We start from the raw sequence: 25692 nt of genomic DNA, 5'->3' as shown, positions 1-25692 counted from the left end.
TCGATCCGGTTTGGATCGTGCAGCTGCGAGAGAAAAGTGACCCAACCCCGACGATTTGCGCGCGTACGCCCGAGTGGAGCGATGTCCAATAAGGCCAGACTGATCGTCGGCCCCAAGCTTCCCGTGGTCGATTGCCGTATCGTCGACTATTCGGCCGGCGGTGCCTGCATTGAACTCATCCGCGACGCCAACCTACCCGCACGATTTGAACTGCTACACGGCGGCATCAAGAAACACTGCCGGGTTGTTTGGAAGCGCGGCTTGCGGCACGGCCTGGTGTTTTAGGCGACGACGGACGGTATCGAACTACGGCTTCAGATCAGGCGGCAGCGCCGGATTTTCACGCATCAGGGTAATCGTAACCCGACGATTTGCGGCCAACATCGGCGCATCTGGAAACAGCGGTTCGCCGTCGGCTTTTCCGGCGACGGAGAGAATGTGACTGGCTGGCAGCCCTTCCCGCTTCAGGATCTGGCGTACCGCATTGGCGCGGTTCGCCGAAAGGTCGAAGGCGTCATAATCGCTGTATGCCGGGACCAGTCCCGACGAGGTATGACCGACGATCGAGACCCGCAGCGCGGTGGCCCGCAGTGGCGCGGCCAGCTTCTTGATCAGCAGCGTGGTGCGGGCATAGGGAACTCCGGAGCCGTCCGGGAACATCGGGCGGCCGTCTTGATCGGTGATTTCCAGGTTGAGCCCTTGAGGGGTTTCTTCGAACATGACGTTCTTGGATACCTCCGCCAGTTCGGGAAGGTCCTGCAAGGCTTGGCGCAACGACGCCGATGCCAGCGCGAATTCGCGATCCGCCTTCAGCTGCGTGGTTGCGCCCGCCGATCCGCCGCCCTCGTCGAGACGCGGCGTGTTGCTGGCCTGATCCGGCGAGACATGCAGCTTGCTCTTGATCTTGCCCTGGACCGGTACGCCGTCGGTCTCCACCACCCCCGCAAAACGCGACTGTTGCTGAACGCCAAACGCGTCCCGCATCGAGCCCGCGACGATCTGCAGCTTGTGCAGATCCTGGGTGGAGAATGACACCAGCATGACGAAGAAGCTGACCAGCAAACCCATCAGATCTGCGAAGGTGACGAACCAGCCGTGCGTGGCGTGGACCTCCTCGGGTTTCTTCTTGGCCTTCTGCGGTTTTGCGATCCCGTTCAGCATCGGATCGTGCCAGAACGTTGTTCAGGCCGCGCGCTGATACGAACCCAACACCGCGCTAAATCCACGGCCGTCATTTCCGCCAGCGATCCGCCGAAGGAGTTAATCGCTGCTTGCCGGTTGACGTGCATGGGCGGATCGCCACTGATGAATTCGGCGCCGCGACCCGGCGCATTCTTCGTCCATTGCGTCGCTTCGCGGCGCCTATTGTCGTAGACCCGCCGCCGTTACCAGCGATTTAATCGACTTGGTAATTTCTTTGTCACCGGCGTCTCGCGCCCACCCCTAACCATTGCCGGTTCGCGGCTACCTATGTAGTGGGATTGCTGATGACAATGAATCTCAAGACGGGCGCCGCCGACGCGCTGCTGTTCGATCTCGGGCGGGTCGTGATCGACATCGATTTCGAACGTACGGTGGCGCGATGGGCCGATCATGCTGGCTGCAGCCCTGCCGAACTCGCCGCACGGTTTTCCCGCGACGATGTGTACCAAGGCCATGAGCGCGGCGAAATCGACGATGCCGAATTTTTCGGAAAAGTCCGCGCTGCGCTCGGGATCGAACTCTCGGACGCCGAACTGCTCGACGGCTGGAACGCGACCTTCATCGGCGAAATGCCCGGCATCGCGCCGCTCTTGGCCCGCGCCGCGCGGCGGATTCCGCTCTATGCGCTGTCCAACACCAATCCAGCTCACGCCGCGCATTTCTCGCAGCACTTCGCCGAATTGCTGGGGCATTTTCGTGAGGTGTTTCTGTCCTCGAGCATCGGGCTACGCAAGCCCGATGCGGCGGCCTTCGATCATGTGGTGAATGCGATCGGTGTCACGCCCGAGCGCATTGTATTCTTCGACGATCTCATCGAGAACATCGAGGGCGCGCGCGCCTGCGGATTGATGGCGGTGCAGGTCAGGTCGAGCGATGACGTGGCGCGGGCGCTGGATGCGTTGGGGCTGTAACCCCCTCTATTTGGTCACTGCGCCGACGGTCGCTCGCAATCCATCGAATAGACCAATTCACCCTTCGCGGTGCGACCGATCGGCTGGCAGCGCATAAAGGTCTGGCCGTCGATCGTTTGGGGCGGAGCAACGCTCGCGGCCTGCGGAACGCCGGCAGTTGAAACCGGACTTGTCGTCGGCGCGGCACTTGCAGGCGGAGCGACGCTTTCTGGCGGACGATAGTCGTCGCTGAACATCGGCATCGCGCCCTTGCTCCAGTCGTGCCGGATCGAATAGGTGACGATGAAGGCGATCGCCCCGACGGCGGCGACGATCCGAAACAGCCACTTCGCAAAATTGTCCTGCATCTGCATGCTCCCAACCTAAGCCGGAGAGTTTCAACGGCCGCCACAGGGTTGCTATAGGCCGGCACGTGCGGACCACAATAATGATTTCGTTGCAGATGCGCGACGCTGCGGCGGTCCGGACGGGTCCCGCCGCGACTTGCCTAAATCCCGCCATCGACATAAAGCCGGACACCGCGCTGCCATCCTCCCCGACCGTGACGGGCATGGTCCCGGCAGACGCGTGCCCCGACGAGCCGGAGACCCCGTGATGGCCCTGATGCCGGTTGCCGAAGCGCTGTCAGCGGTTCTCGACGGCGTCGTGCCACTCCCGGACGAAAGGGTCGCGCTCGATGCCGCGCAGCGCCGGGTACTGGCGCGCGATCTCGCCGCGTTGCGGACCCAGCCGCCGCAGCCGATGTCGGCGATGGATGGCTATGCGCTGCGCGCGGCGGACGCGGCCCTGGCCGGCAGTCGGCTCAAGGTGATCGGCGAAATTGCGGCGGGTCGACCGGCCGGTATGGCGTTGCGCGCAGGCGAAGCGTTACGGATCTTCACCGGCGGCGTGATTCCCGACGGTGCCGATACCGTGGTTATTCAGGAGGACACGGTCCGCGACGGCGACATTGTCACCATCACCGAGGCGGCGCGGCTCGGGCGCCATATCCGCCCGGCCGGAATCGATTTTCACCAGGGCGACGTGCTGCTGCATCGGGGCCGTCGGCTCAACGACCGCGACCTGTCGCTTGCTGCGGGGATGAATTACCCGGAATTGCCCGTATACCGGCGCCCGCTGGTGGCAATGCTGGCCACCGGCGACGAACTGGTGATGCCAGGGACTGCGCCGGGACCGGGACAGATCGTCTATTCCAACGGCTTCGCGCTACGGGCGCTGGCGCGCGAGGAAGGCGCCGAGATCATCGACCTCGGCATCGCCGTCGATACCGTGGACGCCACAAGGACCGCAATCCGGCGCGCCCGTGATGCCGGCGCCGACATCCTTGTGACCACGGGCGGCGCCTCGGCCGGCGACCACGACCTGGTGAAGCGCTCGCTGGAGGACGAAGGCGTCGGGATCGCGTTCTGGAAGATAGCGATGCGCCCCGGCAAGCCGATGATGCATGGCCGACTCGGCGCGATGCGAGTGATCGGCCTGCCCGGCAATCCGGTGTCGTCCTATGTCTGCGCGTTCCTGTTCATGGTGCCGTTGATTCGCGCTCTATCGGGACGCAATCACATCCAGCACCGGCGCGAACTGGCGCTTCTCGGCGGCGACGTTGCCGCCAACGATGTGCGCGAGGATTATTTGCGTGCCCGGCTGGAGACCCGTCCCGACGGGCAATTGTTGGCGACGCCGGTGCAACGCCAGGACTCTTCGCTGCTGGGAAATCTGGCGGCGGCGCAGGCGTTGGTGGTCCGTTCGCCGTTTGCCCCCGCGGCAAGCGCCGGTTCAGCCTGCGTCATCGTTAAGCTCCCCCTGTAGCGATCGCCCGATCTGTTGACCTGAAATTAATGGGTTGCAGAACACATATGGAACATATAGTGTTCGTTCATGATTTGTTTCTGACATTCGCGCTATTCTTGGCCGCGTCTGAAACGAAGCGGCGACAGACTGGGGAATGGTCGAGATGCTCACGCGCAAACAATATGAATTGCTGCGATTCATCAACGAGCGGCTGAAGGAAGCCGGTGTTCCCCCCTCGTTCGACGAGATGAAGGACGCGCTGGATCTGCGCTCGAAGTCGGGCATTCACCGACTGATCACCGCGCTGGAAGAGCGCGGTTTCATCCGCCGGTTGCCCAACCGCGCGCGCGCCATCGAAGTGATCAAACTGCCCGAGCTCGGCGTCAATCCCGGCGGCAACGGCCGTCGCGGCTTCACCCCGAGCGTGATCGAGGGCAACCTGGGCAAGGTCCGCCCCGCCAGCGCCAACAACACGGAAGACGATTCCAGCCGTAACGTCTCGGTGCCGGTGATGGGTCGAATCGCCGCCGGAACCCCGATCGAGGCGCTGCAGACCCGCAGCCACACCATCAGCGTGCCGCCCGATATGCTCGGTTCCGGCGAACATTACGCGCTGGAAGTGCGTGGCGATTCGATGGTCGATGCCGGTATTTTGGACGGCGACATGGCGCTGATCCAGAAGAACGAGACCGCCGAGACCGGCGACATCGTGGTGGCGCTGATCGACGAGGAGGAAGCCACACTGAAGCGCTTCCGCCGCCGTGGCGCTTCGATTGCGCTGGAGCCGGCCAACACCTCCTACGAGGTCCGCATCCTGCCGCCGAACCGAGTGCGGATTCAGGGCAAGCTGGTCGGGCTGTACCGCAAGTACTGAGCTCGCTCGCGGCAGGGCTGCGGGATTGAGCGCATCAATCGATTGGGGACACCAATCTACCTAGAGACGGCTAAGACTCGGTCAGGAGCCTGCCGCGGAACAGCTTCTCGAAGCTGTAGATGCCCGCGACGAGATAGACGATATCCGCGATTGCCCTGATGACGAGGTCGGATACAGAGACCTCGGAGATGAGCGCAAAGAAGAGTTGGACCATCAGCCAGAAGATTCCGAGCGTTAGGCCTCCCACGCGAAGCGCCTTTCGCATCGGCGTAGCGGCCGAAAAGGTCGATCCCGCCAGCCAGTAGAACGAGCCCATACTGAGACCGCAGCCGACGGTCCAGGCGAACGTGCCCGCCGCCCGTTCGATGTAGCCGGACGTAATGTGCAGGACCGGGTATGAGATCAGGTAACGGCCCGCAACGTAAAAGATGCCGATCCAGAGCATGGACTGCCAAGGGGCTGCTGCTGCTTCCTGGCCGCTTTCCTCATTCGTTCCCGAGCTAAAGACGTAGCTAAGCAGGACGCCGAGGACGAGATACGGAACGGCATCCGCAATGGCCGTGATGATCTCGGCCTCAAAGGGAGTAGGGAATACGAACGCGGACTCGAGTACCCCGAAGAACATGATGAAGGCAAACGGGGCAAAGAAACGCTGGCCAGCCCAGAAGCGCGTGCCGCCAATCTCCGAGCGCGTGCAAGAGTAATTTAGCGCGAGGAATCCGAACATAACGCTGAAGCTGATCGAGGCCACGATCGGGAAGGTGCCGTTCTTGACCAGAACGCTCTGCGGCAAGCCGTTGTTGAAGTAGTTGAAGTCGAACATCCACGCGGAGAGGCGGTGCAGAGCCACGTCGAGGATGACGCATGCAACGACGATCATCACGGTGGATGCGAAAGATGCCCGCTTTGTGGTGTTCATTTGGGTTGCTTCCCGGTGATGCAGCGCCCTTCGACCGAGTTCTCACATTCTCGTCCGGTGTTCGCAGTGTCAAATTACGGATTGCCAAGAATTGATCCGCCTCAACGGGGTAATTTTCGACGAATTCGGCTATCGACCATTCGTGCTAATCGTCGCCCCGCTGCTCTGGCTCTGGCGGCGTGGCATCGACAGGCGGCGCTTGTGGCGAGCGCGTCGCGAGATTGTCAGCGGCTTTTTGCTCGGGAAAGGCTGGCGACCACGGCCGATCGGTAGCTTTCGGTCGCACCGCGTCGATCGCAAACCTGCTACCGGTTCGCCGTAACGCCATCGCACCGCTTCGCTTGAGTTCGTCCTGCTCAATCACCCGCGTCGTGCATCCTGCAGGCGACGGGCGCGCGGTGACGATCAGCACCGCGCGCTCGCAATCGTCAGCCAGCGCCTCGGCGCGCAACGCCAGCGCAACCAACGCGCCGTCCGCCATCGCCGCGACGCAGCCATCTGGGTCGCAGGAAACCCCTTCCGTCAGCGAGGGATCGCCGGTCTGCCGCGGATCGGCGTCTGCCGCCAGCCACTCCTTGAGCAGGAATGCGTCCTTGCCGGGTTGCAGCAGCCGCAGCCGTCCGTCGCCGCCGCGGAGCGCGACTTGCTTGCCGTCGCCAGAGATCAGAATCTCGGGCCGTGGCGTCGCCAGCGCCCAGCCGATCGCCAGCGCAATCGCCAGCGTTCCGGCCAAGCGCAGCGGCGTCCGCAACAGGCCGAGCACGATCATGCCGGCCGTCGCTGCGAGCAGCGGTCCGGTGCCGAACGAAGCCACCCGACCGACCGCGCCGGGCAGCGCCGCGACCCATTGCGCCACCACGATCATCCAGTCGATGCCGATCTCCATCAGGTGCCAGAACACCCCGTCGAAACCGAATGGCATCGCGGCGAGGCCCAGCAGCCCCGCGGGCATCACCAGGGCCGACACCACCGGCATTGCCGCCAGGTTGGCGAGCACGCCATAGGGCGTGACGCGGTGAAAGTGGAAGGCCGCATAGGGCGTGGTGGCGAGGCCTGCGACCAATGACGCCAGCGCCAGCGTGGCGATCTCGCGCCCGCCCCACAACGCCGCGCGCGCGGTAGCGGAATGGTCGGGTGCGGCGAACAGGGCCGGCATTCCGATTTGCACCAGCGCGACAAGCCCCAAAGTGGCGGCGAACGACATCTGGAAACTCGGATGCACCAAGGCTTCCGGCGCGATCGTGAGCACGACCATCGCCGCCACCGCCAGGGTACGAAAGGTGATCGCGCGCCGATCGACCATCACCGCGATCAGCACCACGGCTGTCATGAAGAACGAGCGCTGCGTGGCGACCTCGGCGCCGGACAGCAGCAGATAGAACGCCGCGGCGATCAGCGCCGCCGCGGCCGACCATTTCTTGATCGGGAAGGTGACGGTCAGCGCCGGGATGAGCGCCAGCAGCGCGCGGACCACGAAGAACACCACGCCGGCGACCACCGCCATATGATAGCCCGAGATCGACAGCACGTGGCCAAGCCCGGAGATGAACATCGCATCATTCACCGGCGTCGAGATCGCATCGCGCCGCCCGGTCAATAGCGCCGTCGCGATCGCGCGCTGGTCGCCGCCGAGCGACAGCCGGATCCGGGCGTCGATGGCGTCGCGCAAGCCCTGCATCAAGGCGGCATAGCGCAGCGCCCATCCGCCATCGCTCGGCGCCTCGGACTGTGTGATCGCGCCCATGACGAAGCCCGACGCGGCGATGCCCTGGAAGTACAGGTCGCGGCCGAAATCGTAACTTCCCGGCCGCAGCGGCGCCAGCGGCGGCTGCAGCCGCGCCTTTAGGGCGACGAAGCTGCCGACCGCGGGCGCGGTCCCCTTCTTCACCGACAGCCGGACCCGTTCGAACTTGATTGAACCGCGAGGAGTCTCCATTGCGGCGACCCGCAGCACGAAGCGATCGCTGCGCTCGCGGTCCTCTCGGGTTTCGACATAGCCCTGCAGCGATATCGCAGAGAGCGGCCCGGCCAGCACCTGATGGGCGATCCGCGCGGCTTTCATGGAGGCGGTGGCAAAACCCGCGGCGATCGCGGCGATCATCACCGCGAGGGGAAAGATTCGTTGCCGGCGCAGCATGAACGCCGTCGCGCAAAATGCCGCTGCGGCGAGCGTGGCCACCCACGCGATCGGCTCGTGATCCGCGGCAAAGTACAGCGCGATGCCGGCGCCGAACGCGACCGGCACCCACGGCAACAGCCGCCCTGCCCCGGCTTCCGCCCGCGCCCATATGCGCAGCCGCGCGATCAGTGCCGACCACGTCGTCAGATCCGGCGCGAGCCCGCCGGCCCGCGCGGCGCCCCGCGCCGGCCAGGTTCTCGCTTTGGCTTTGGCTTGGTTGTCCCGCTCCGCCACCCCGCTCGCTCCCTACAGGCGCGGAGCTGAGCCTGAAACAGAAAGCGGCCGCGGGCAACCGCTGGCGTCAGCCCTTGCCACCGACTTCCTTGGCGAAGGTATCGCGGAGCCCGATGGTGCGATTGAACACCGGCCGATCCGCGGTGGAATCCTTGTCGCGGACGAAATAACCCTGCCGTTCGAACTGCATCACGTCCTGCGACTGGGTTGCGGCAATCGCCGGCTCGACGCGGGCGTCAGGCAACACTTCGAGCGACTGCGGGTTGAGATCGGCGACAAAATTGCCGGCGTCCGGCGACGGTTTCAGGAACAGCTGATTGTAGATCCGGATCTCGGCCGGCACCGACTGCGCCGCCGGCAGCCAGTGCATCGTCGCTTTGACCTTGCGGCCGTCCGGCGCGTTGCCGCCGCGAGTGGCCGGATCGTAAGTGCAGCGCAGCTCGACCACCTCGCCGGTGGCGTTCTTCACGACCTCACGGCACTTGATGAAATAGGCGTAGCGCAGCCTGACCTCAGTGCCGGGCGACAGCCGGAAGAACTTCTTCGGTGGGGTCTCCATAAAATCGTCGTGCTCGATATAGAGCTCGCGGCCGAACGCGATCTTGCGCGTCCCTGCCGCCGGATCGTCCGGGTGGTTGATGGCCTCGAGCTCTTCGCTCTGCCCCTCCGGATAGTTCTCGATTACCACCTTCAGCGGCCGCAGCACCGCCATCCGACGCAGCGATGTCCGGTTGAGTTCCTCGCGGATGCAGAATTCCAGCATACCGACATCGACCACGCTGTTGGCCTTGGCTACGCCGATCCGCTTGACGAATTCACGGATCGCCGCCGGCGGCACGCCGCGCCGCTTCAGGCCGGCGATGGTCGGCATCCGCGGATCGTCCCAGCCGGAGACATGGTTGCCGCGGACCAGCTCGGTCAGCACCCGCTTCGACAACAGCGTGTAGGTGATATTGAGCCGGGCGAATTCGTACTGCCGGGGTTTTGAGGGCACCGGCAGCTTGTCGAGCAGCCACTCGTACAGCGGCCGATGATCCTCGAATTCCAGCGTGCAGATCGAATGGGTGATGCCTTCGATCGCATCGGACTGGCCGTGCGCATAGTCGTAGCTCGGATAGATCGACCAGGCGTCGCCGGTGCGCGGATGGGTGGCGTGCAGGATGCGGTACAGCACCGGATCGCGCAGATTGATGTTGCCTGAGGACATGTCGATCTTGGCGCGCAGCACCCGCGCGCCATTGGCAAACTCGCCGGCCTTCATCCGGCGAAACAGATCGAGATTTTCCTCGACCGAGCGGTCGCGGAAAGGACTGTTTTGGCCGGGCTCGGTCAGCGTCCCGCGCCTGATCCGGATTTCCTCCTGCGACTGGTCGTCGACATAGGCCAGGCCCTCGCGGATCAGGATTTCGGCCCAGCCGTACAGCCGCTCGAAATAGTCCGAGGCATAGAACAGGTTGGTTCCCCAGTCGTAACCCAGCCAGTGCACGTCGGCCTGAATCGAATCGATATATTCCTGCTCTTCCTTGGTGGGATTGGTGTCGTCGAATCGCAGATGGCAGCGTCCGCCGAATTCCTGGGCGATGCCGAAATTCAGCGCGATCGACTTGGCGTGGCCGATGTGGAGGTAGCCGTTCGGCTCCGGCGGGAACCGGGTGACGATCACGCTGTGCTTTTTCGAATCGAGATCGGCCTGCACGATGTCGCGAATGAAGTCGCGTCCTGCCTCGGTCGTTGCTGCGTCTGCCGTCGTCATTTGCGTGATTTTCCTGCCTGCCGGGATCGACGGCGTTCTGCCAAATCCAGCGCCATCCGCCAACCCCTGGCTGTGCCAAGGAACACTTTAGTTATGCGCAGGTCCTGCTATACACCCTCCGCGCCGCTCCGGCGCGCCAATCATCCCGGTATTGAACACGCCTCGAATGACCCCACCCGTCGTCACACGCTTCGCGCCCTCGCCGACCGGCTTCCTCCATATCGGAGGGGCCCGCACCGCGCTGTTCAACTGGCTGTATGCGAAGAAGCACGGCGGCAAGATGCTGTTGCGAATCGAGGACACCGACCGCGAGCGCTCCACCGAGCCGGCGATCGCGGCGATCCTCGACGGGCTGAGCTGGCTCGGCATCACCTGGGACGGCGACACGGTCCACCAGTTCTCCCGCGCCGCGCGGCACCGCGAGGTCGCCGAGCAATTGCTGGCCGCCGGCAAGGCCTATCGCTGTTACGCGACCGCCGAGGAATTGACCCGGATGCGCGAGGCCGCCCGCGCCGAGGGTCGCTCCAATCTCTACGACGGCAGCTGGCGCGAGCGCGACACCGCTGAGGCCCCGCCGGGCGTCAAGCCGACGATCCGCCTGAAGGCGCCGCTCAGCGGCGAAACCGTGATCGAGGACCAGGTCCAGGGCCGCGTGGTGTGGCAGAACGAGAACCTCGACGACCTCGTGTTGCTGCGTGGCGACGGCAATCCGACCTACATGCTCGCGGTGGTGGTCGACGATCACGACATGGGCGTTACCCACGTCATTCGCGGCGACGACCATCTGATCAACGCCGCCCGGCAGAAGCAGATCTACGATGCGCTCGGCTGGGAACTGCCCAGCATGTCGCACATCCCGCTGATCCACGGGCCGGACGGATCGAAGCTGTCGAAGCGCCACGGCGCGCTCGGGGTCGATGCCTATCGGGCGATGGGCTATCTGCCGGCGGCGCTGCGCAACTACCTAGTTCGGCTGGGCTGGAGCCACGGCGACCAGGAAATCTTCTCGACCCAGGAGATGATCGACGCCTTTGACCTGTCCGCGATCGGACGCTCGGCGGCGCGGTTCGATTTCGCCAAGCTGGAAAACCTCAACGGCCATTACATCCGGCAGGCCGACGATCAATCCCTCCTGACCATGCTGGAGGAGCTGCTGCGCCACATTCCGCATGGCCTCGAGATCGCGGCCAAGCTCAACGACACCACCCGCGCGCAATTGCTGCAAGCGATGCCCGGACTGAAAGAGCGTGCCAAGACCCTGCTTGAACTGCTCGACAATGCCGGTTTCATCATCGCCGATCGGCCGTTGACGATCGAGCCGAAGGCATTGGCGGTGCTGACGCCAGCGACCCGGCAATTGATCGGCCAATTGCACGACGCGCTCGAAAGCGTCACGCCGTGGAGCTCGGAAACCACCGAGGCAGCGATGCGGGCGTTCGCCGAGCAAAACGGATTGAAGCTCGGCGCGGTGGCACAGCCGCTCCGCGTCGCCTTGACCGGGCGCACCACCTCGCCGGGGATTTTCGACGTGCTGGCGGTGCTGGGGCCTCAGGAATGCCTGTCCAGGCTGGCCGATCAGGCGCAGCGCTAGACCGCCGTGCCGGCCGAATTGGCCCGTCTTGCAGTGCACACAGCAATAAGCTACCCATTTGACCTGCGCTTCTAGTTCCCAGCTTCGCTCGCCGTCTCGTTCAGGCTGTAGTGCGCTCGCTGGTTTCGGCAACGATCTCATCGGGGACCACACGATGGACGCAACAACAACCACCAAGTCAGCCACGCTCACGGTTGGAAACAAGTCCTATGACCTTCCGATCCTGAGCGGAACGGTCGGGCCTGATGTCATCGACATCGGCAAATTATACGCCCAGGCCGGATTGTTTACCTACGACCCTGGCTTCACCTCGACCGGCAGCTGCCAGTCCAAGATCACCTATATCGACGGCGACGCCGGCATTCTGGAATATCGCGGCTACCCGATCGAGCAGCTCGCCAATCAAGGCGATTTCCTCGAAACCTGTTACTTGCTGCTGTACGGCGAGTTGCCGACCAAGGCGCAGAAGGAAGATTTCGACGAGCGCATCACGCACCACACCATGGTGCACGAACAGATGGCCCGATTCTTCCAGGGTTTCCGCCGCGACGCCCATCCGATGGCGGTGATGGTGGCCTCGGTCGGCGCGCTGGCGGCATTCTATCACGACTCCACCGACATCAACGATCCGAAGCAGCGCATGATCGCGTCGATGCGGATGATCGCCAAAATCCCGACGCTGGCGGCGATGGCGTATAAATATTCGGTCGGCCAGCCGTTCGTCTATCCCAGGAACGCACTCAGCTTCGCGGGCAATTTCCTGCGGATGTGCTTTGCGGTGCCTTGCGAGGACTACGTGGTCAATCCGGTGCTGGCGCAGGCGCTGGACAAGATCTTTACCCTGCACGCCGACCACGAACAGAACGCCTCGACCTCGACGGTGCGGATCGCCGGCTCGTCGGGCGCCAATCCGTTCGCCTGTATCGCCGCCGGCATCGCCTGCCTGTGGGGACCGGCGCATGGCGGCGCCAACGAGGCGGCGCTGGCGATGCTGGCCGAGATCGGAACAGTCGAGAACATCCCGGACTTCATCAAGCGGGTGAAGGACAAGAACTCCTCGGTGCGGCTGATGGGCTTCGGACACCGGGTCTACAAGAACTACGATCCGCGCGCCAAGATCATGCAGGAAACCTGTCACCAGGTGCTGGCGGAAACCGGCCACCACGGCGATCCGCTGCTCAAGGTCGCGATGGAGCTGGAGCGGATCGCGCTCAGCGACGAATACTTCATCGAGCGCAAGCTGTATCCGAATGTCGATTTCTATTCCGGCATTACCCTGAAGGCGATGGGTTTCCCGACCGACATGTTCACCGTGCTGTTCGCGGTGGCCCGCACCGTCGGCTGGATCAGCCAGTGGAGCGAGATGCTCGAGGATCCGCAGCAGAAGATCGGCCGGCCCCGCCAGCTCTACACCGGCGCCGCCCGTCGCGACTATGTCGAGATCGCCAAGCGCGGGTAATGCTCGCAGCCGAGACATTGGATCGAAAATCGGCGAACCGCCCCGCGGTTCGCCGATTTTCTTTTGAACGGGACCTCAGGTTTTGGGCAACAGACCCAGCACGATGTCCGCGGCGCGCTCGCTCGGCGAGCGCTCTCCCGTCGCCATGATGGCATCGAGCTGGGCGAACGCTTCGATTTGGCGCTGCCGTGCCGGGGTGTCGTCGAGCACGTCGCGCAGCGCGGGCGCCAGTCTTTCTGGCTTACAATCCTGCTGGATGAACTCCGGAACCACGTTCTCGCCGACCACCAGGTTGGCGAGGATGGCGGAGGACGACCGGATCAGGCGCTGCCCGATCCAGGCCTCGACCGCGCCCGCCTTGTAGGCTGCCACCATGGGCACCCCAGCCAGCGCCAACTCCAGCGTGACGGTGCCGGATTTCGCGAAGGCGGCGCGGGCGACGCGAAACGCGGCCTTCTTCTCAGCATCACCGACGACGATCCGTGGCCGCACCGGCCAGCCCCGCACCGCGGCGCTGACGGCGTCGAAAAGATGCGGCGTGGTCGGCAACACCAGCTCGACCGGCCGGCTCTGGTGCTGCAGCAGCAGGCCGATCGTGGCGCCGAACACCGACATCTTCCGGGTGATTTCGCTGCGCCGGCTGCCCGGCAGCACCAGCAGGATCGGCGGCTGGGCGTCGCGGCGCTGCTGCTCCTCGGCGTTCGGCCGCAGCGTAGCAATCTGTTCGATCAGCGGATGACCGACATAGCTGCACGGCGGCCCGCGCAGCTTGCGGTAAACTTCCGGTTCGAACGGCAGCAGGGCCAGCACATGGTCGACATAACGGCGCATCGCCCGCGCACGGCCCGAACGCCACGCCCAGACGGTGGGCGACACGTAGTCGACGATCGGGATCGACCGATTACGCGCGCGGACAAAGCGCGCCACCCGGTGAGTGAAATCCGGGCTGTCGATGATGACGAGAATATCCGGCGCCGCGCGCAGCACGGCGTCGGCGGTCTCCCGGATGCGGCGCAGGATCATCGGCAATTGCTTCGCCACGGCCGAGAAGCCGATGATCGACAGGTCTTCGATCGGAAACTGCGAGACCAATCCCTCGGCCGCCATCGCCTGGCCACCGACGCCCTCGAACCGCACCGCGTCGCCGAGCCGCTGCCGGAGCACTTTCATCAGCGCGGCACCGAGCCGATCCCCGGATTCTTCGGTCGCGACCAACACCACTTTACGAACAGCCGGCTTGGCCTTCATCGCGGTCACGTCGCCAAACCGACGACGAACAGGCCGGCCCGGTCCGCCGCCTCGATCATCGTCTGCGACTCGGCGACGACGGTGTTGCCGGCGACTACCGCAATGCCGGCGAGGCCCGCAGCCGCCACGCCTTCGATGGTTCGCGGCCCCAGCGCCGGCAGGTCGAAGCGCAAATCCTGGCCGCTCTTCGGCGCCTTCACCAGAACGCCGCGCCGCGGCTTGGCCTGGATCGCGCCCTTGGCGCGCAACCGCGCCACGGTTTCTAACAACGCGTCGGTGCCGCCGATATCCTCGACCGCCACCACATGATCGTCAATCACCACTGCACCCTGCCCGATATCGAACGGACTGAGCGCCAGCAGCACCGCCCTCGCCTTGGCGATATCGGCGAGTTGCCCGGGGTCGGGGGTCGTGCGGGTCAGACTGCCTTGCGGCATCAATAGATCGGGCGCGACATCCCTGATTCCCAGCAGCCGAAAGCCCTCGCGTTCAAAGATGCGGCCGACGCCGGACAACAGGTGATCGTCCCCGCCGCGAAGGGCCGCCACGATGCCGCTCAGGACACGGACCGTTCCCCAGTCGAGCCGTACCTGCGCAATCGACGGCCGCACCAATGAGCCGATGAACACCAGGTCCCGGCAATGCTCGGCGCGCAGCAGCCGCTTCAACCGCCCGAACTGGCCGAGCGAGATCCAGTGATGTCGGAAGCGCCCGACCGCTGCGGGATCGCAAAAGCCTTTGAGCGCGAACAGCGTCGGCGTGATGTTCCGGGCCAGCAGCGAATCCGCCACCGCGAACGGCAGCACACCGCCGCCGGCGATCAGGCCGACAGAGGTGGATGTCGTGCAGACCTGGTCGGTCATGATCCGCCCCCGCGTTGCGACGTCAGGCGTCGGCGTCGTTGCCCAACGCCATGCACAGCGGACGCTTGCCGCCCCCGATGAACGCCAGCATCTCGGCGATCGCCGGGTCTTCTTCACCGCGATGCTGCACGCTTTGTAGCCGATCCGCAAACAGGCCGGGACGGTAGAACAGGTCGTCGACGAATGCCCTGATCACCGCGAGGCGCTCGCGAGTGAACTTGCGGCGCCGCATCCCGACGATATTCAGCCCCTCCAGCCGTGCCGGAGCCCCCCGCGCCAGCGCGTAGGGGATGACGTCGTCGCGCACGCCGCTCAAGCCGCCGATCATCACCTGCTGCCCGATCCGGACGAATTGCTGCAATGCCGTGACGCCGCCGATGAAGGTGTGGTCGCCGACCTCGCAGTGACCGGCCAGCGTCGCGGTGTTGGCGAAAATCACGTCGTTGCCGACGATGCAATCGTGACCGATGTGGCTGCCGGTCATGATGAAGGCGCGGTCGCCGAGCCGGGTCACGCCGCGGCCGCTGGCGGTTCCGATATTCATCGTCACGGATTCGCGAATGGTGCAGTCGTTGCCGATGGTCAGCTTGGTGGGCTCGCCCTTGTAGCCGAGCGATTGCGGCGGCGTGCCGAGCGAGGCGAACGGATAGATCGTGCAGCCGCTGCCGATCGTGGTGTGCCCGGTGATATGGACATGGCCGATCAGCTTGCAGTTGGCGCCGATCACGACGTCACGCCCGATGATGCAATAGGGGCCGATCGTCGTGTCGTCGCCGATCGTGGCGCCGTCTTCAACGCGCGCCGTGGAATCAATCTTGCTCATTTCTGCGATCAGTCCGTCAACATCGCGCCGACGTCGGCTTCCGCGACGGTGACGCCGTTGACCTTGGCGTCGCCGTGAAACCACCACATGTCCTTGCGCCGGCCGATGTTGCGCATGTGGTACTCGACCGTGTCGCCGGGCAGCACCGGCTTGCGAAACTTGCATTTGTCGATGGTAAGAAAATACACCGCGCGCGGCTTTTCGGTGCCCGACGCCGACAGCATCACGATCACGCCGGCGGTTTGCGCCATCCCCTCGACGATCAGGACGCCGGGGAACACAGGCCGTTCCGGAAAGTGTCCCATGAACGGAGGTTCATTGATGGTCACGTTCTTGATGCCTACTCCGCTGTAGTCGCTACGGACGTTGACGATCCGATCGATCAACAGGAACGGGTAGCGATGCGGCAATGCTTTCAGGATGGCGTTAATATCGACCAATTCGTGGGTAACTGCTGCGTCCATCAATTCAGTTCCTCGCCTGCCGGGTCGCTCTGCGCCACCCCGGTCGCTTGCGGCAGCAGCCGATCGGCGGAGATGTCATGATCGATAACGCTCGCCGGCACAACCTTGACGCGATCGCCGATCCGAACGTGGCTGCGGACTTGTGATGCCGTGCCGAGGTCGACCCTGTCGCCCAGCGTCGCGGATCCGGCTACTCCAGATTGGGCGCCAAGCCGACAAAACCGCCCGATCGAGGCATCGTGCCCGATCCGGACCTGATTGTCGATTTTGCTGCCTTCCCCGATCACGGTATCCCGCAAGCTCCCTCGATTAATGCTGGTGCCGGCGCCGGCTTCAACGTCGTTCTGGATCAGCACTCGCCCGCCATGAGGCAACTTCATCGCGACGTCCGGGCCGAAAGCGAATCCGTAGCCATCCTGTCCGATATGACATCCAGACTGCAGCACGACATTGTTGCCGATCAACGCAAACTGGATCGAGCTCGCCGGTCCGATGCTGCAGCCTCTTCCGATCCGCACATTGGCACCGATGATGACCCCGGAGCCGATCACCGTGTCGGCGCCGATTTCGACGCCTGGCCCGATCACCGCCAGCGGGTCGACGACAACGCCGTCTTCCAGGCGCGCGGTCGGATGCACCACCGCGGAGGCCGCGATCCCGACGATGCCGAACCAGGACCGCGGACGAAGCGCGTCGCCATTGAGCTCGGTCGCCACCCTGATGAAGGCACGTAACGGATCGGCCGAACGCAGCACCGCGACATGCGCCGGCACCGCCGCTTCGAATCGTTCGCTGATCAGGCAGGCGCCTGCCAATGTCGAACGTAGCTCGGCTGCGAACTTGCCATTGTCGAAGAAGGTCAGATGGATCGGTCCGGCCTCGGCGAGCGAGGCTATCCCGGTGATACGCTGGGAGCCGCGGGACGCATCGACCAGATGCGCCTGCGCCATCGTCGCCACGTCAACCAACGTCGATGCTGGCGGTTGATTCAAGAATCTCGGCTGTGCCATTCCGTCCGTCGCGGTCCGGCCCACCGCGGAGACCTCAGAACGAGGTCCCGCCGCCGAACTTGAATTGCTGCACGCGGTCGTACTGCCCCTTGGTGATCGGGATCGAGTAATCGAACCGCAGCGGACCGAACGGCGATGCCCAGATCAGACCGACACCGACCGAGGAGCGGATCAGGCTGCTGTTGTCATACTGCAATCCGCTGCAGGTTCCGACTGTTGTCTTGGTCGCCGGGACACAACCCGGGGCGTTGACTTCGTTGGTCACCGACCAAGAGGTCGGTCCCTTGTAGCCGAACAGCGAACCCGCGTCGGCATAGACCGCGCCCTTGATTCCGACTTCCTTCGGAAGGAACCAGAATGGCATCTGCAACTCCGCCGACGCGCCCCAGTAGTTGGTGCCGCCGAGCGAATCGCCGCCGTAGCCGTTCAAAGCATAAATGCCGATGTCGCGGGGACCGATGCCATTGGGGGCAAAGCCGCGAACCAGATTCGGCCCCATCTGGAAATGATCCAGCATGCGAAGCTCGTTGCTGCCATAGCCGGAGAGGTTGCCGCCCTGAAGATGGATCAACCCGACCACGTCGGCCACCAGCGGGGTGTAGTACTTCGCATCGAACGCCGACTTGATGAACTTCACGTCGCCGCCGAGGCCGGCGAAGTCCTGACGGAAGTCGACCAGGATGCCGTCGGTGGGGTTCTTGGTATTATCCAGCGTGTTGTAGGTCAGAGTATAGCCGATCGACGAAGTCCAGACCGTGCCGCCCGCCAAACCGACGCGGACCGGCAACGACGCCTCGCCGTCACCGTAACAGCCGAGCAGTCCGTAACCGGTGTTGTTCGGATTGCCTGCATTGATGAAAGCGGGAGTCGGGAAGTAGGTCGAGCTGCCCAGATTGTTGTTACAATTGTCGAGCACGCTCGACAGCGAAATCTGCTGCCTGTAGATCGAATACCGCACCTGAAGCGCCAGATCTTCTCGCAGCCCGAAGCCGAGCCGCGGACTGAAGCCGAGGGTCTTGGTCGTATAGGACACATAGCTGTTGGCGAGCTGTTCACGCTGGTACAGATCCAGTCCCAGCGCCACCCGATAGTCGAGCAGGTAGGGTTCAACCACCGACAGCGAGTAGCCCCGTGCGTACTGGCCGTACTGAACCGAGGCCTTGGCGAACAGACCGCGGCCGAGCAGGTTGCGCTCGGAGATGCTGACTTCGGCCAGTGGGCCGTCGCTCGTCGAGTAACCGCCCGAGACCGAGAAGTCGCCGGTGGACTTCTCTTCGAGATCGACAATCAGGATGATCCGGTCGCTCGACGAGCCCGGTTCGGTCACGATCTTCACCGATTTGAAGAAGTCGAGGTTCTTCAGCCGCCGCTCGGCGCGATCGACCAGCGCGCGATTGTAGGCGTCGCCCTCGGAAATATCGAATTCCCGACGGATCACATAGTCCCGCGTTCGGGTGTTGCCGCGGATATTGATGCGCTCGATATAGGTGCGTGCGCCCTCCTCCATCGCGAACACGATCGACACAGTGTGGGCGTCGTAATTTCGGTCGCCGCGCGGGCGCACCGTCGCGAACGCATAGCCGCGCCGCGATGCCTCGACGGTCATCTCCTCGACCGATTTCTCCAGCGCCTCGGCATTGTACAGCGACCCGACGCTGACGCGCGAGAAACTGCTCATCGAATTGCCGTCCATCGTCGGGATGCTCGACTGAAATTCCACCGAACCGACGCGGTACTGTTGCCCTTCCTCGATCTTGAAGGTCACCAAGAAGCCCTTACGCTCGGGATCATACTCGGTCAGCGCAGCCACCACCTGAACATCGGCATAGCCGTGCTTGAGGTAGAAGCGACGGATCAGGTCGCGATCGGCCTCGACGCGGTCGGGATCGTAAAGGTCGCCCGACGCCAGGAAACTCAGCAGGTTGGATTCGTGGGTACGGATGATGTCCTTCAACCGATAGGACGAATAGGCATTGTTGCCGATGAACTCGATCGACTTGACGCCGGTCTTGGCGCCTTCGGTGACCGTGAAAATGAGGTCGACACGGTTGTTCGGCTGTTCGATCACTTCGGGGGTGACCTGGACGTCGTAACGTCCCGAACGGCGATAGATTTCGGCAATTCGCAGCGTGTCGGACTGCACCATCGGACGCGACAGCGTGCCACGTGGCTTGGACTGGATTTCAGCCGACAGCTGATCGTCCTTGACCTTCTTGTTGCCTTCGAAGGCGACGCGGCCAATCACCGGATTCTCGATCACGGTCACGACCAGCCTGCCGCCGGCCTGATTGATCTTGACGTCCTGAAACAGGCCGGTCTCGATCAACGCCTTCAACCCGTCGTCGATCCGCGCCTGATCGAGGCGGCCGCCGGGACCCGGCTTGAAATAGGAGCGAATGGTTTCGACTTCGACCCGGCGGTTGCCTTCGACCACGATCGAAGCCGCGGTCTGCGCCGAGGCAGGCGACGTCAACATCGCCGAGGTCACCGTTACGGCGACCGGCATGGCGAAAAACATCAGGGCGGCGATGAGGCCTCCCTTTAACACTCGCATTCTAACATTCATGCGCAACGCGCCCTTGTCATCCCAGTGCCGGCTCGCACCCCTACGCTCCGGCAGAATCCCATTCGTTGCCTTGCTTGTAGACAATTTTGCCGGGGGGGCAAACGGCCTTTCGCACTGCGATTTCAATTTCATTCCAATACGTTGCCCATCGGCCACGTTCACGTCCGGTGTCACGACGCGGCCAGATGCAGGATGTCGTTATAGGTCGCGAAGACCATCAGCATCAGCACCAAACCGAGCCCGATTCGGAACCCCATCTCCTGCGCGCGCTCCGACAGCGGACGCCCGCGGACGGCTTCAACCGCGTAGAACAGAAGGTGGCCGCCATCGAGCAACGGCACCGGAAAAAGGTTCAGGAGGCCGATCGAGATCGAAAGCACCGCGGCGAGATGCAGCAGCGGGGTAAACCCGATCGTGGCGACCTGGCCGGAGATCTGGGCGATCCGCAGCGGTCCGCCCAGCTGATCGGCCGCTTCCCGGCCGGTGAAGATGCCGCCGATGTAAGCCAGCGTGCGATCAACCACGAACCAGGTTTCCTTCACGCCCATCACGAAAGCGGTGGCCGGATCGACCCGCTCGGTGGTGACTTCGCCCACGGCGGTGGAGCGGCTGATGCCGAGAACGCCCAGCCGATGGACGTTGCCGAAGCTGTCCTTGACTTCCCTCAGTTCGGGAGTCGCCCGCAGCTGGAGCGTGGAATCGCCGCGCTTGACAGTAAAATTCAGCGCTTGGCCGGCTTCGATGCTGACCGTGCGCTGCATCTCCGTGAAGTTCCGAATCGCCTTGCCTTCGATCGCAACGACAACGTCGCCGCTCTGGAATCCGGCGATCTCGGCAGCGCTGCCGGCCTGAACCTTGTCGACCCGTGCCGAAGTGTTTGGCACGCCAAAGAACGTGAAGAGGAACGTGAAGATCACGATCGCCAGAATGAAATTCGCGATCGGGCCGGCGGCAACAATCGCCGCGCGCGGGCCGACCGGCTTGTGATGAAAGCTGCCGGCGCGCTCTTCCGCGGTCATTTTCGCCAGCGAATCGCTGGACGGCGTGCTGGCTTCGCTCTCGTCGCCGAAGAATTTTACGTAGCCGCCGAGCGGCACCGCGGACAGCTTCCAACGGGTGCCGTGCTTGTCGTTGAAGCCAACGATCTCCGGCCCGAACCCGAGCGAAAAAGTTAACACCTTCACGCCGTTCCAGCGTGCAACCAGGAAATGACCGAGCTCGTGGAAGAAAACGACGATCGTGAGCACGAACAAGAAAGGAATGACATAACCAATCACTCCATGGCTCAACGTGTTGAAACTATTTAGAAATAGATCGGCCATCCCATTCCCCTCAAGCAGAACCGACGGCCCTGACCCCAATTCTCTAGGATGCCTTTGCGGCAATTTGAGGCAAGAGGGTGGCGGCCATTTTTCTCGCATTATGGTCAACGGCGATGGCGTCGTCGGCGGAGCTCAGTGGCGCCAGATTTCCGGCCCGTATCCAGGCGTTCAAGGTGTCCTCGACCAGCCGGGCGATCGCGCCAAATCTGATCTGCTGGGCAATGAACGCGGCCACCGCGATTTCGTTCGCGGCGTTGTAGACGGTCGTTGCGCCCTGCCCGGTGCGCAGCGCGTCATAGGCCAGCCGCAGTCCGGGAAACCGCACGAAGTCCGGCGCTTCAAAGGTGAGCTGTCCGATCTTGGCGAGATCGAGCGTTGCGGCGCGGCCGACGATTCGATCCGGCCAGCCGAGACAATGCGCGATCGGGATCCGCATGTCGGGGGCGCCGAGCTGCGCCACCACCGAACGATCGGAAAACTCCACCATGCCGTGAATGATCGACTGCGGATGCACCAGCACATCGATCTCGTCGGGCGAAAGCGCAAACAGATACGAGGCCTCGATCACTTCGAGCCCCTTGTTCATCATCGACGCCGAATCGATGGTGATCTTCTGGCCCATGCTCCAGTTCGGATGCTTCAAAGCCTGCGCAAGCGTCGCCTGCTCGATATCAGCGGCGGCCCAGGTCCGGAACGGGCCGCCGGACGCGGTGATGATCACCTTGGTGAGTTCGTGGCGGTTGCCGGAGCTCAGCGCCTGAAACAAAGCGTTGTGTTCGGAATCCGCGGGCAGGATGTTGGCGCCTGCGTTGAGCGCGCGGGCCATGAAGAAATCGCCGGCGCAAACCAGGCATTCCTTGTTGGCCAGCGCAATGGTCGTGCCGCGGTCCACTGCCGCGAGCGCCGGTTTCAAACCGGCGGCGCCGCTGATCGCGGCCATGATCCAGTCCGCCGGACGCTCCGCCGCCTCGATGATGGCGCTCTCGCCCGCGCCGCAGGCGATTCCGGTCCCGGCCAGCGCGTCGCGTAACTCGCCGAGCAGCGATTCATCGGCCACGGCCGCAAACCGCGCCCCGAATTCCTTGGCCAGCGTGGCGAGCCCCTGCACGTTGTTGTTGGCGGTCAGCGCCTCGACTTGATACCGCTCGGGCGCTGCCCGCAGCAAATCCATCGTGCTGTCGCCGATCGAGCCGGTGGCGCCGAGAACGCTGACAATCCGCACGCCGGAGGCGACAGCCTTGTCGTTTCGCAATGGGACTGCACTCATCGTTTCACCAAACCATAAGACCGCGGCCGATACCATCCACCCCGCCCCGCAGCATGCCGAACAGGGCGGCAAACACCGCCGCCGCGACATAGCCGTCGAGCCGATCGAGCAGCCCACCATGACCGGGAATGATGTGACTGGAATCCTTGACGCCGAACTGTCGCTTGACCGCCGATTCGAACAGATCGCCAATTTGCGAAATAGTTGAAAGAACCGCCGCAAGCATTAGCAGCGGAAGCAGTTTTCCAAGGCCGAAAGCTGCAAAGACGGCGCCTATGACAAGGCTCGCCAGAAATCCGCCGATGGCACCGGCCCAGGTCTTCTTCGGGCTGACTCTCGGCCAGAGCTTTGGGCCGCCAATGCCGCGGCCGGCGAAATAGCCGCCGATATCGGTGACCCACACCACCAGCAAGATCAGGATTAGCGCGGCAAATCCCTCAACCGGATCGTTGCGCACCAGAATCGAAGCCAGCAGAGCCGCGGCAGCGTAACAGAAGCCAGTCAACGCCCAGCGCCGTGGCGGCGGGTTCGACACCGCCACCGCAACCAGGCCGAACACGATGGCGGCAAGCGATGCGTCGATCCTTCCCAGCGCCAGGCAGAGCCCCGACGCCGCCAGTGCAACTGCCCCCGCCGCGATCAGGCGCCAATTCCTGGCGGCCCCGATGACCGTCAGCCATTCCACGTAGAGACCGACCGCGACCACCGTCACCAGCGTTGCCCACGGCCATCCGCCCGCATAGGCCAAAGCAATCGCCCCTGGCGCCAGAACCAGGGCAGCTGCCACGCGCATCAGCAGGTTTCGCGAACCTTGTTCGGCCGCCGGCGCCGGCGTCGCCTTGTCCTGGCTCACCCGTGTCACGATCCTGTTTTCGCGGCCAAACCGCCGAACCGGCGTTCGCGCCGGGCATATTCGGCGATCGCGCCCTCGAGCGCGGCCTTGTCGAAGTCCGGCCAGTGAATCGGCACGAACACCAGTTCACTGTACGCCGCCTGCCACATCAGGAAATTCGACAATCGTTGTTCTCCGCTGGTGCGGATGATCAAGTCGGGATCGGGAATCTCCGGCGCATCGAGATACCGGCCCAGCGTGTCGATGTCGATGCTGGCCGGATCGCGCTTGCCCTCGGCGACCTCTTGCGCCAGCCGCTGTGCGGCGTTGGCGATCTCCTGCCGCGAGCCATAGTTGAAGGCGACCACTAGGTTGAGCCGGGTATTGTTGCGGGTCAGTTCCTGGGCTTCGTCGAGCAAGGCGCACAGGTCGCGCTCAAGCCCGTCGCGTTCACCGATCACCCGCACCCGTACCCCGTCACGGTGCAGGGAGGCCAGATCGTTGCGGATGAAGCGCCGCAGCAACCCAAACAGATCGCCGATTTCGGTCGCCGGCCGCGACCAGTTTTCCGAGCTGAACGAGAAAATCGTCAGATACTGGATTCCGAGCTCATTGGCCGCCCGGACCACGCGCCGCAGCGCATCGACGCCGCGACGGTGGCCTTCCGCCCGCGGCAGCCCTCTGGCGGCTGCCCAACGTCCGTTACCGTCCATGATGATGGCGACATGTACTGGCGGGTCGGGCGGGTCGGATCGGTCAGGCGCGGGCGCGGCAGCGTTCGACATAGGTCAATTCCCAAAGCGTGTTCCCGCGAAGAGGCTTCCCGATGGCCGCAAGATACGCCAGATCAATATGTTGCGGATATGATGGCCGCAACGACGGATCTGGCCGGCCGCATACGCGGCCACGTCTGATTCCAAGCACGATCAGACTGTACCGATTTCAATTTGCCGGGGCATGATTATTCGGGAAAAATCGCGCCGCTTTCCCGGATTTGCCCCGCTTCTGCAGACTAGACCGTCAGAATTTCCTTTTCCTTGCTCGTGAGCAATTGGTCGATTTCGGCGATCGTGCCGTCGGTTGCCTTCTGAACCTCGTTGTCGAGCCGCTTCTGCTCGTCCTCGGAAATCTCGTGGGCCTTTTCCAGCTTCTTGATGGTATCGAGCCCGTCGCGCCGAACGTGCCGCACCGCGACCCGGGCCGCCTCGGCGTATTTATGCGCGACCTTGACCAGTTCCTTGCGGCGTTCCTCGTTCAATTCCGGAATTCGCAGCCGCAGCACCTGGCCTTCGGTCGCGGGGCTGAGGCCGAGATTGGAATCGACGATCGCCTTTTCCACCGCCTTCACCATCGACTTGTCCCAGACCTGAACCGAGAGCAATCGCGGCTCCGGCACGCTCACGGTGGCCAGCTGGTTCAGTGGCATGTGGCTGCCATAGGCTTCGACCTGAACCGGTTCCAGCATCGAGGCTGCGGCTCGTCCGGTCCGCAGACCGCCAAGCTCGTGCTTCAGCGCCGCTGTGGCGCCGTCCATGCGGCGCTTCAATTCATTGATGTCGAAATTACCGGACGGCATGCCACTCTCCTTCACAAATCCTAGTCAGTTATCGAGCTCGGAACGCCACCGGCGTCAGTCCGCCACGATCGTCGCGCGACCCGCGCCACCAAGTACCGCACCTATCGAACCCGGCTCGGCGATCGAAAACACGATGATAGGCAGCGAAGTCTCACGGGCAAGAGCGAAAGCCGTCGCATCCATGACCTTGTAGCCGCCTGCGAGCGCTTCCGAATGCGTCAACCGATCGAATCGCTTCGCGGACGCATCCTTCTTGGGATCGGCACTGTATACGCCATCGACATTGGTAGCTTTGAGCACCGCGTCGGCGCCGATTTCCGCGGCTCGCAACACCGCGGTTGTGTCGGTCGTAAAGAACGGATTACCGGTCCCGCCGGCCAGCAGAACGATCCGGCCCTCGCATAGATAGCGGTTGGCCGCGGCCTGGGTGAACAGTTCGCAGACTTCCGGCATCGACAGGGCCGACAAGGTTCGTGCGGGCTGGCCGTGGCGCTCAAGCGCTTCGGCGAGCGCGAGGCAGTTCATTACCGTGGCGAGCATGCCCATAGTGTCGCCGGTGGTGCGCGAGACGCCGCGCGCGGACACTTCGACGCCGCGAAAGATGTTGCCGCCGCCGACCACGACGGCAATCTCGATGCCAAGCCGCTTGGCCGCGATCAGGTCGCCGGCGATGCGATCGATGGTAGGCTGGTCGATACCGTAGGACTGCGCCCCGGCGAAGTATTCGCCCGAAAGCTTGACCACGACGCGACGATAGACCGGCTCAGCCATGATGCGATCGCTTTCCCTCCGAGCAGACACTCCCGGCTC

General features: G+C 63.7%; 23 protein-coding genes. 6 read left to right on the top strand and 17 right to left on the bottom strand.

Annotated elements, in window-relative coordinates; all coding sequences use genetic code 11:
* Nucleotides 1-36 precede the first annotated feature (36 nt).
* Nucleotides 37-285, top strand: coding sequence for a PilZ domain-containing protein (locus HXX15_RS09860; RefSeq protein WP_296515530.1), 249 nt, complete (start codon nucleotides 37-39; stop codon nucleotides 283-285).
* A gap of 21 nt (nucleotides 286-306) precedes the next feature.
* On the opposite strand, the gene HXX15_RS09855 is transcribed toward HXX15_RS09860, so the two are convergent.
* The gene (locus HXX15_RS09855; RefSeq protein WP_296515528.1) at nucleotides 307-1161 is read right to left on the bottom strand and encodes a flagellar motor protein MotB; all 855 of its coding nucleotides are present in this window, start codon (nucleotides 1159-1161) and stop codon (nucleotides 307-309) included.
* A gap of 323 nt (nucleotides 1162-1484) precedes the next feature.
* Here HXX15_RS09855 and HXX15_RS09850 point away from each other — a divergent pair, with 323 nt between their 5' ends.
* Complete coding sequence (locus HXX15_RS09850; protein ID WP_296516901.1) at nucleotides 1485-2114, top strand: HAD family phosphatase; 630 nt, start codon at nucleotides 1485-1487, stop codon at nucleotides 2112-2114.
* A 14-nt stretch (nucleotides 2115-2128) separates the two neighbouring features.
* On the opposite strand, the gene HXX15_RS09845 is transcribed toward HXX15_RS09850, so the two are convergent.
* Nucleotides 2129-2461, bottom strand: coding sequence for a hypothetical protein (locus HXX15_RS09845; protein ID WP_296515526.1), 333 nt, complete (start codon nucleotides 2459-2461; stop codon nucleotides 2129-2131).
* A gap of 247 nt (nucleotides 2462-2708) precedes the next feature.
* Between HXX15_RS09845 and glp the strand changes: the two genes are divergently transcribed.
* Both glp and lexA read left to right on the top strand, forming a co-directional pair.
* On the top strand, nucleotides 2709-3920 hold the full coding sequence (gene glp / locus HXX15_RS09840; RefSeq protein ID WP_296515523.1) for a gephyrin-like molybdotransferase Glp: 1212 nt from the start codon (nucleotides 2709-2711) through the stop codon (nucleotides 3918-3920).
* A gap of 145 nt (nucleotides 3921-4065) precedes the next feature.
* The gene (gene lexA, locus HXX15_RS09835) at nucleotides 4066-4776 is read left to right on the top strand and encodes a transcriptional repressor LexA (RefSeq protein ID WP_296515521.1); all 711 of its coding nucleotides are present in this window, start codon (nucleotides 4066-4068) and stop codon (nucleotides 4774-4776) included.
* Nucleotides 4777-4846: 70 nt separating this feature from the next.
* Here lexA and HXX15_RS09830 read toward each other — a convergent pair whose 3' ends face one another.
* From HXX15_RS09830 to HXX15_RS09820, 3 genes are all read right to left on the bottom strand, one after another.
* Nucleotides 4847-5695 (bottom strand): hypothetical protein, encoded by an 849-nt coding sequence (locus HXX15_RS09830; protein ID WP_296515519.1) that lies wholly within the window; start codon nucleotides 5693-5695, stop codon nucleotides 4847-4849.
* Between the two features lie 145 nt (nucleotides 5696-5840).
* On the bottom strand, nucleotides 5841-8108 hold the full coding sequence (locus HXX15_RS09825) for a ComEC/Rec2 family competence protein (RefSeq protein WP_296515517.1): 2268 nt from the start codon (nucleotides 8106-8108) through the stop codon (nucleotides 5841-5843).
* Between the two features lie 67 nt (nucleotides 8109-8175).
* Nucleotides 8176-9861, bottom strand: coding sequence for a glutamine--tRNA ligase/YqeY domain fusion protein (locus HXX15_RS09820; protein WP_296515514.1), 1686 nt, complete (start codon nucleotides 9859-9861; stop codon nucleotides 8176-8178).
* Between the two features lie 166 nt (nucleotides 9862-10027).
* On the opposite strand from HXX15_RS09820, the gene gltX reads away from it, so the two are divergent.
* Both gltX and gltA read left to right on the top strand, forming a co-directional pair.
* The gene (gene gltX, locus HXX15_RS09815; RefSeq protein WP_296515512.1) at nucleotides 10028-11452 is read left to right on the top strand and encodes a glutamate--tRNA ligase; all 1425 of its coding nucleotides are present in this window, start codon (nucleotides 10028-10030) and stop codon (nucleotides 11450-11452) included.
* Between the two features lie 154 nt (nucleotides 11453-11606).
* Nucleotides 11607-12911: a citrate synthase gene (gltA, locus tag HXX15_RS09810; protein ID WP_296515510.1), complete on the top strand. Its 1305-nt coding sequence runs from the start codon at nucleotides 11607-11609 to the stop codon at nucleotides 12909-12911.
* Between the two features lie 75 nt (nucleotides 12912-12986).
* Here the strand turns inward: gltA and lpxB are convergent, their stop codons facing one another.
* From lpxB to pyrH, 12 genes are all read right to left on the bottom strand, one after another.
* Nucleotides 12987-14159 (bottom strand): lipid-A-disaccharide synthase, encoded by a 1173-nt coding sequence (gene lpxB / locus HXX15_RS09805; protein WP_296516900.1) that lies wholly within the window; start codon nucleotides 14157-14159, stop codon nucleotides 12987-12989.
* 5 nt (nucleotides 14160-14164) lie between these two features.
* A complete protein-coding gene (gene lpxI, locus HXX15_RS09800; RefSeq protein ID WP_296515507.1) occupies nucleotides 14165-15022 on the bottom strand; it encodes a UDP-2,3-diacylglucosamine diphosphatase LpxI in 858 nt (285 codons plus the stop codon).
* A 22-nt stretch (nucleotides 15023-15044) separates the two neighbouring features.
* On the bottom strand, nucleotides 15045-15845 hold the full coding sequence (gene lpxA / locus HXX15_RS09795) for an acyl-ACP--UDP-N-acetylglucosamine O-acyltransferase (protein ID WP_296515505.1): 801 nt from the start codon (nucleotides 15843-15845) through the stop codon (nucleotides 15045-15047).
* 8 nt (nucleotides 15846-15853) lie between these two features.
* Nucleotides 15854-16309 carry a 3-hydroxyacyl-ACP dehydratase FabZ gene (gene fabZ / locus HXX15_RS09790; protein WP_296515503.1) on the bottom strand — a complete coding sequence of 152 codons (456 nt, stop codon included), beginning with the start codon at nucleotides 16307-16309 and terminating at the stop codon, nucleotides 15854-15856.
* Nucleotides 16309-17319, bottom strand: a complete 1011-nt coding sequence (gene lpxD / locus HXX15_RS09785) for a UDP-3-O-(3-hydroxymyristoyl)glucosamine N-acyltransferase (RefSeq protein WP_296515501.1) — start codon at nucleotides 17317-17319, stop codon at nucleotides 16309-16311. The genes fabZ and lpxD overlap by 1 nt, the downstream gene beginning before the upstream one ends.
* A 34-nt stretch (nucleotides 17320-17353) precedes the next feature.
* A complete protein-coding gene (bamA, locus tag HXX15_RS09780; protein WP_296515500.1) occupies nucleotides 17354-19885 on the bottom strand; it encodes an outer membrane protein assembly factor BamA in 2532 nt (843 codons plus the stop codon).
* 170 nt (nucleotides 19886-20055) lie between these two features.
* Nucleotides 20056-21207 (bottom strand): RIP metalloprotease RseP, encoded by a 1152-nt coding sequence (gene rseP / locus HXX15_RS09775; RefSeq protein WP_296516899.1) that lies wholly within the window; start codon nucleotides 21205-21207, stop codon nucleotides 20056-20058.
* Between the two features lie 43 nt (nucleotides 21208-21250).
* Nucleotides 21251-22474: a 1-deoxy-D-xylulose-5-phosphate reductoisomerase gene (dxr, locus tag HXX15_RS09770; protein WP_296515498.1), complete on the bottom strand. Its 1224-nt coding sequence runs from the start codon at nucleotides 22472-22474 to the stop codon at nucleotides 21251-21253.
* A 4-nt stretch (nucleotides 22475-22478) separates the two neighbouring features.
* On the bottom strand, nucleotides 22479-23327 hold the full coding sequence (locus HXX15_RS09765) for a phosphatidate cytidylyltransferase (RefSeq protein ID WP_296515496.1): 849 nt from the start codon (nucleotides 23325-23327) through the stop codon (nucleotides 22479-22481).
* A gap of 5 nt (nucleotides 23328-23332) precedes the next feature.
* Nucleotides 23333-24091: an isoprenyl transferase gene (locus HXX15_RS09760; RefSeq protein ID WP_296515494.1), complete on the bottom strand. Its 759-nt coding sequence runs from the start codon at nucleotides 24089-24091 to the stop codon at nucleotides 23333-23335.
* A 227-nt stretch (nucleotides 24092-24318) separates the two neighbouring features.
* Nucleotides 24319-24882, bottom strand: coding sequence for a ribosome recycling factor (gene frr, locus HXX15_RS09755; RefSeq protein ID WP_296515492.1), 564 nt, complete (start codon nucleotides 24880-24882; stop codon nucleotides 24319-24321).
* A gap of 54 nt (nucleotides 24883-24936) precedes the next feature.
* Nucleotides 24937-25653: a UMP kinase gene (gene pyrH / locus HXX15_RS09750; RefSeq protein ID WP_296515490.1), complete on the bottom strand. Its 717-nt coding sequence runs from the start codon at nucleotides 25651-25653 to the stop codon at nucleotides 24937-24939.
* Between the last annotated feature and the right edge of the window lie 39 nt (nucleotides 25654-25692).

Origin of the sequence: Rhodopseudomonas sp., from assembly GCF_013377015.1 — a bacterium.
Taxonomy (GTDB): Bacteria; Pseudomonadota; Alphaproteobacteria; order Rhizobiales; family Xanthobacteraceae; genus JARJEH01.
The sequence above is the reverse complement of the archived record's forward strand: the minus strand, read 5'-3'. Positions and strand labels throughout refer to the sequence as shown.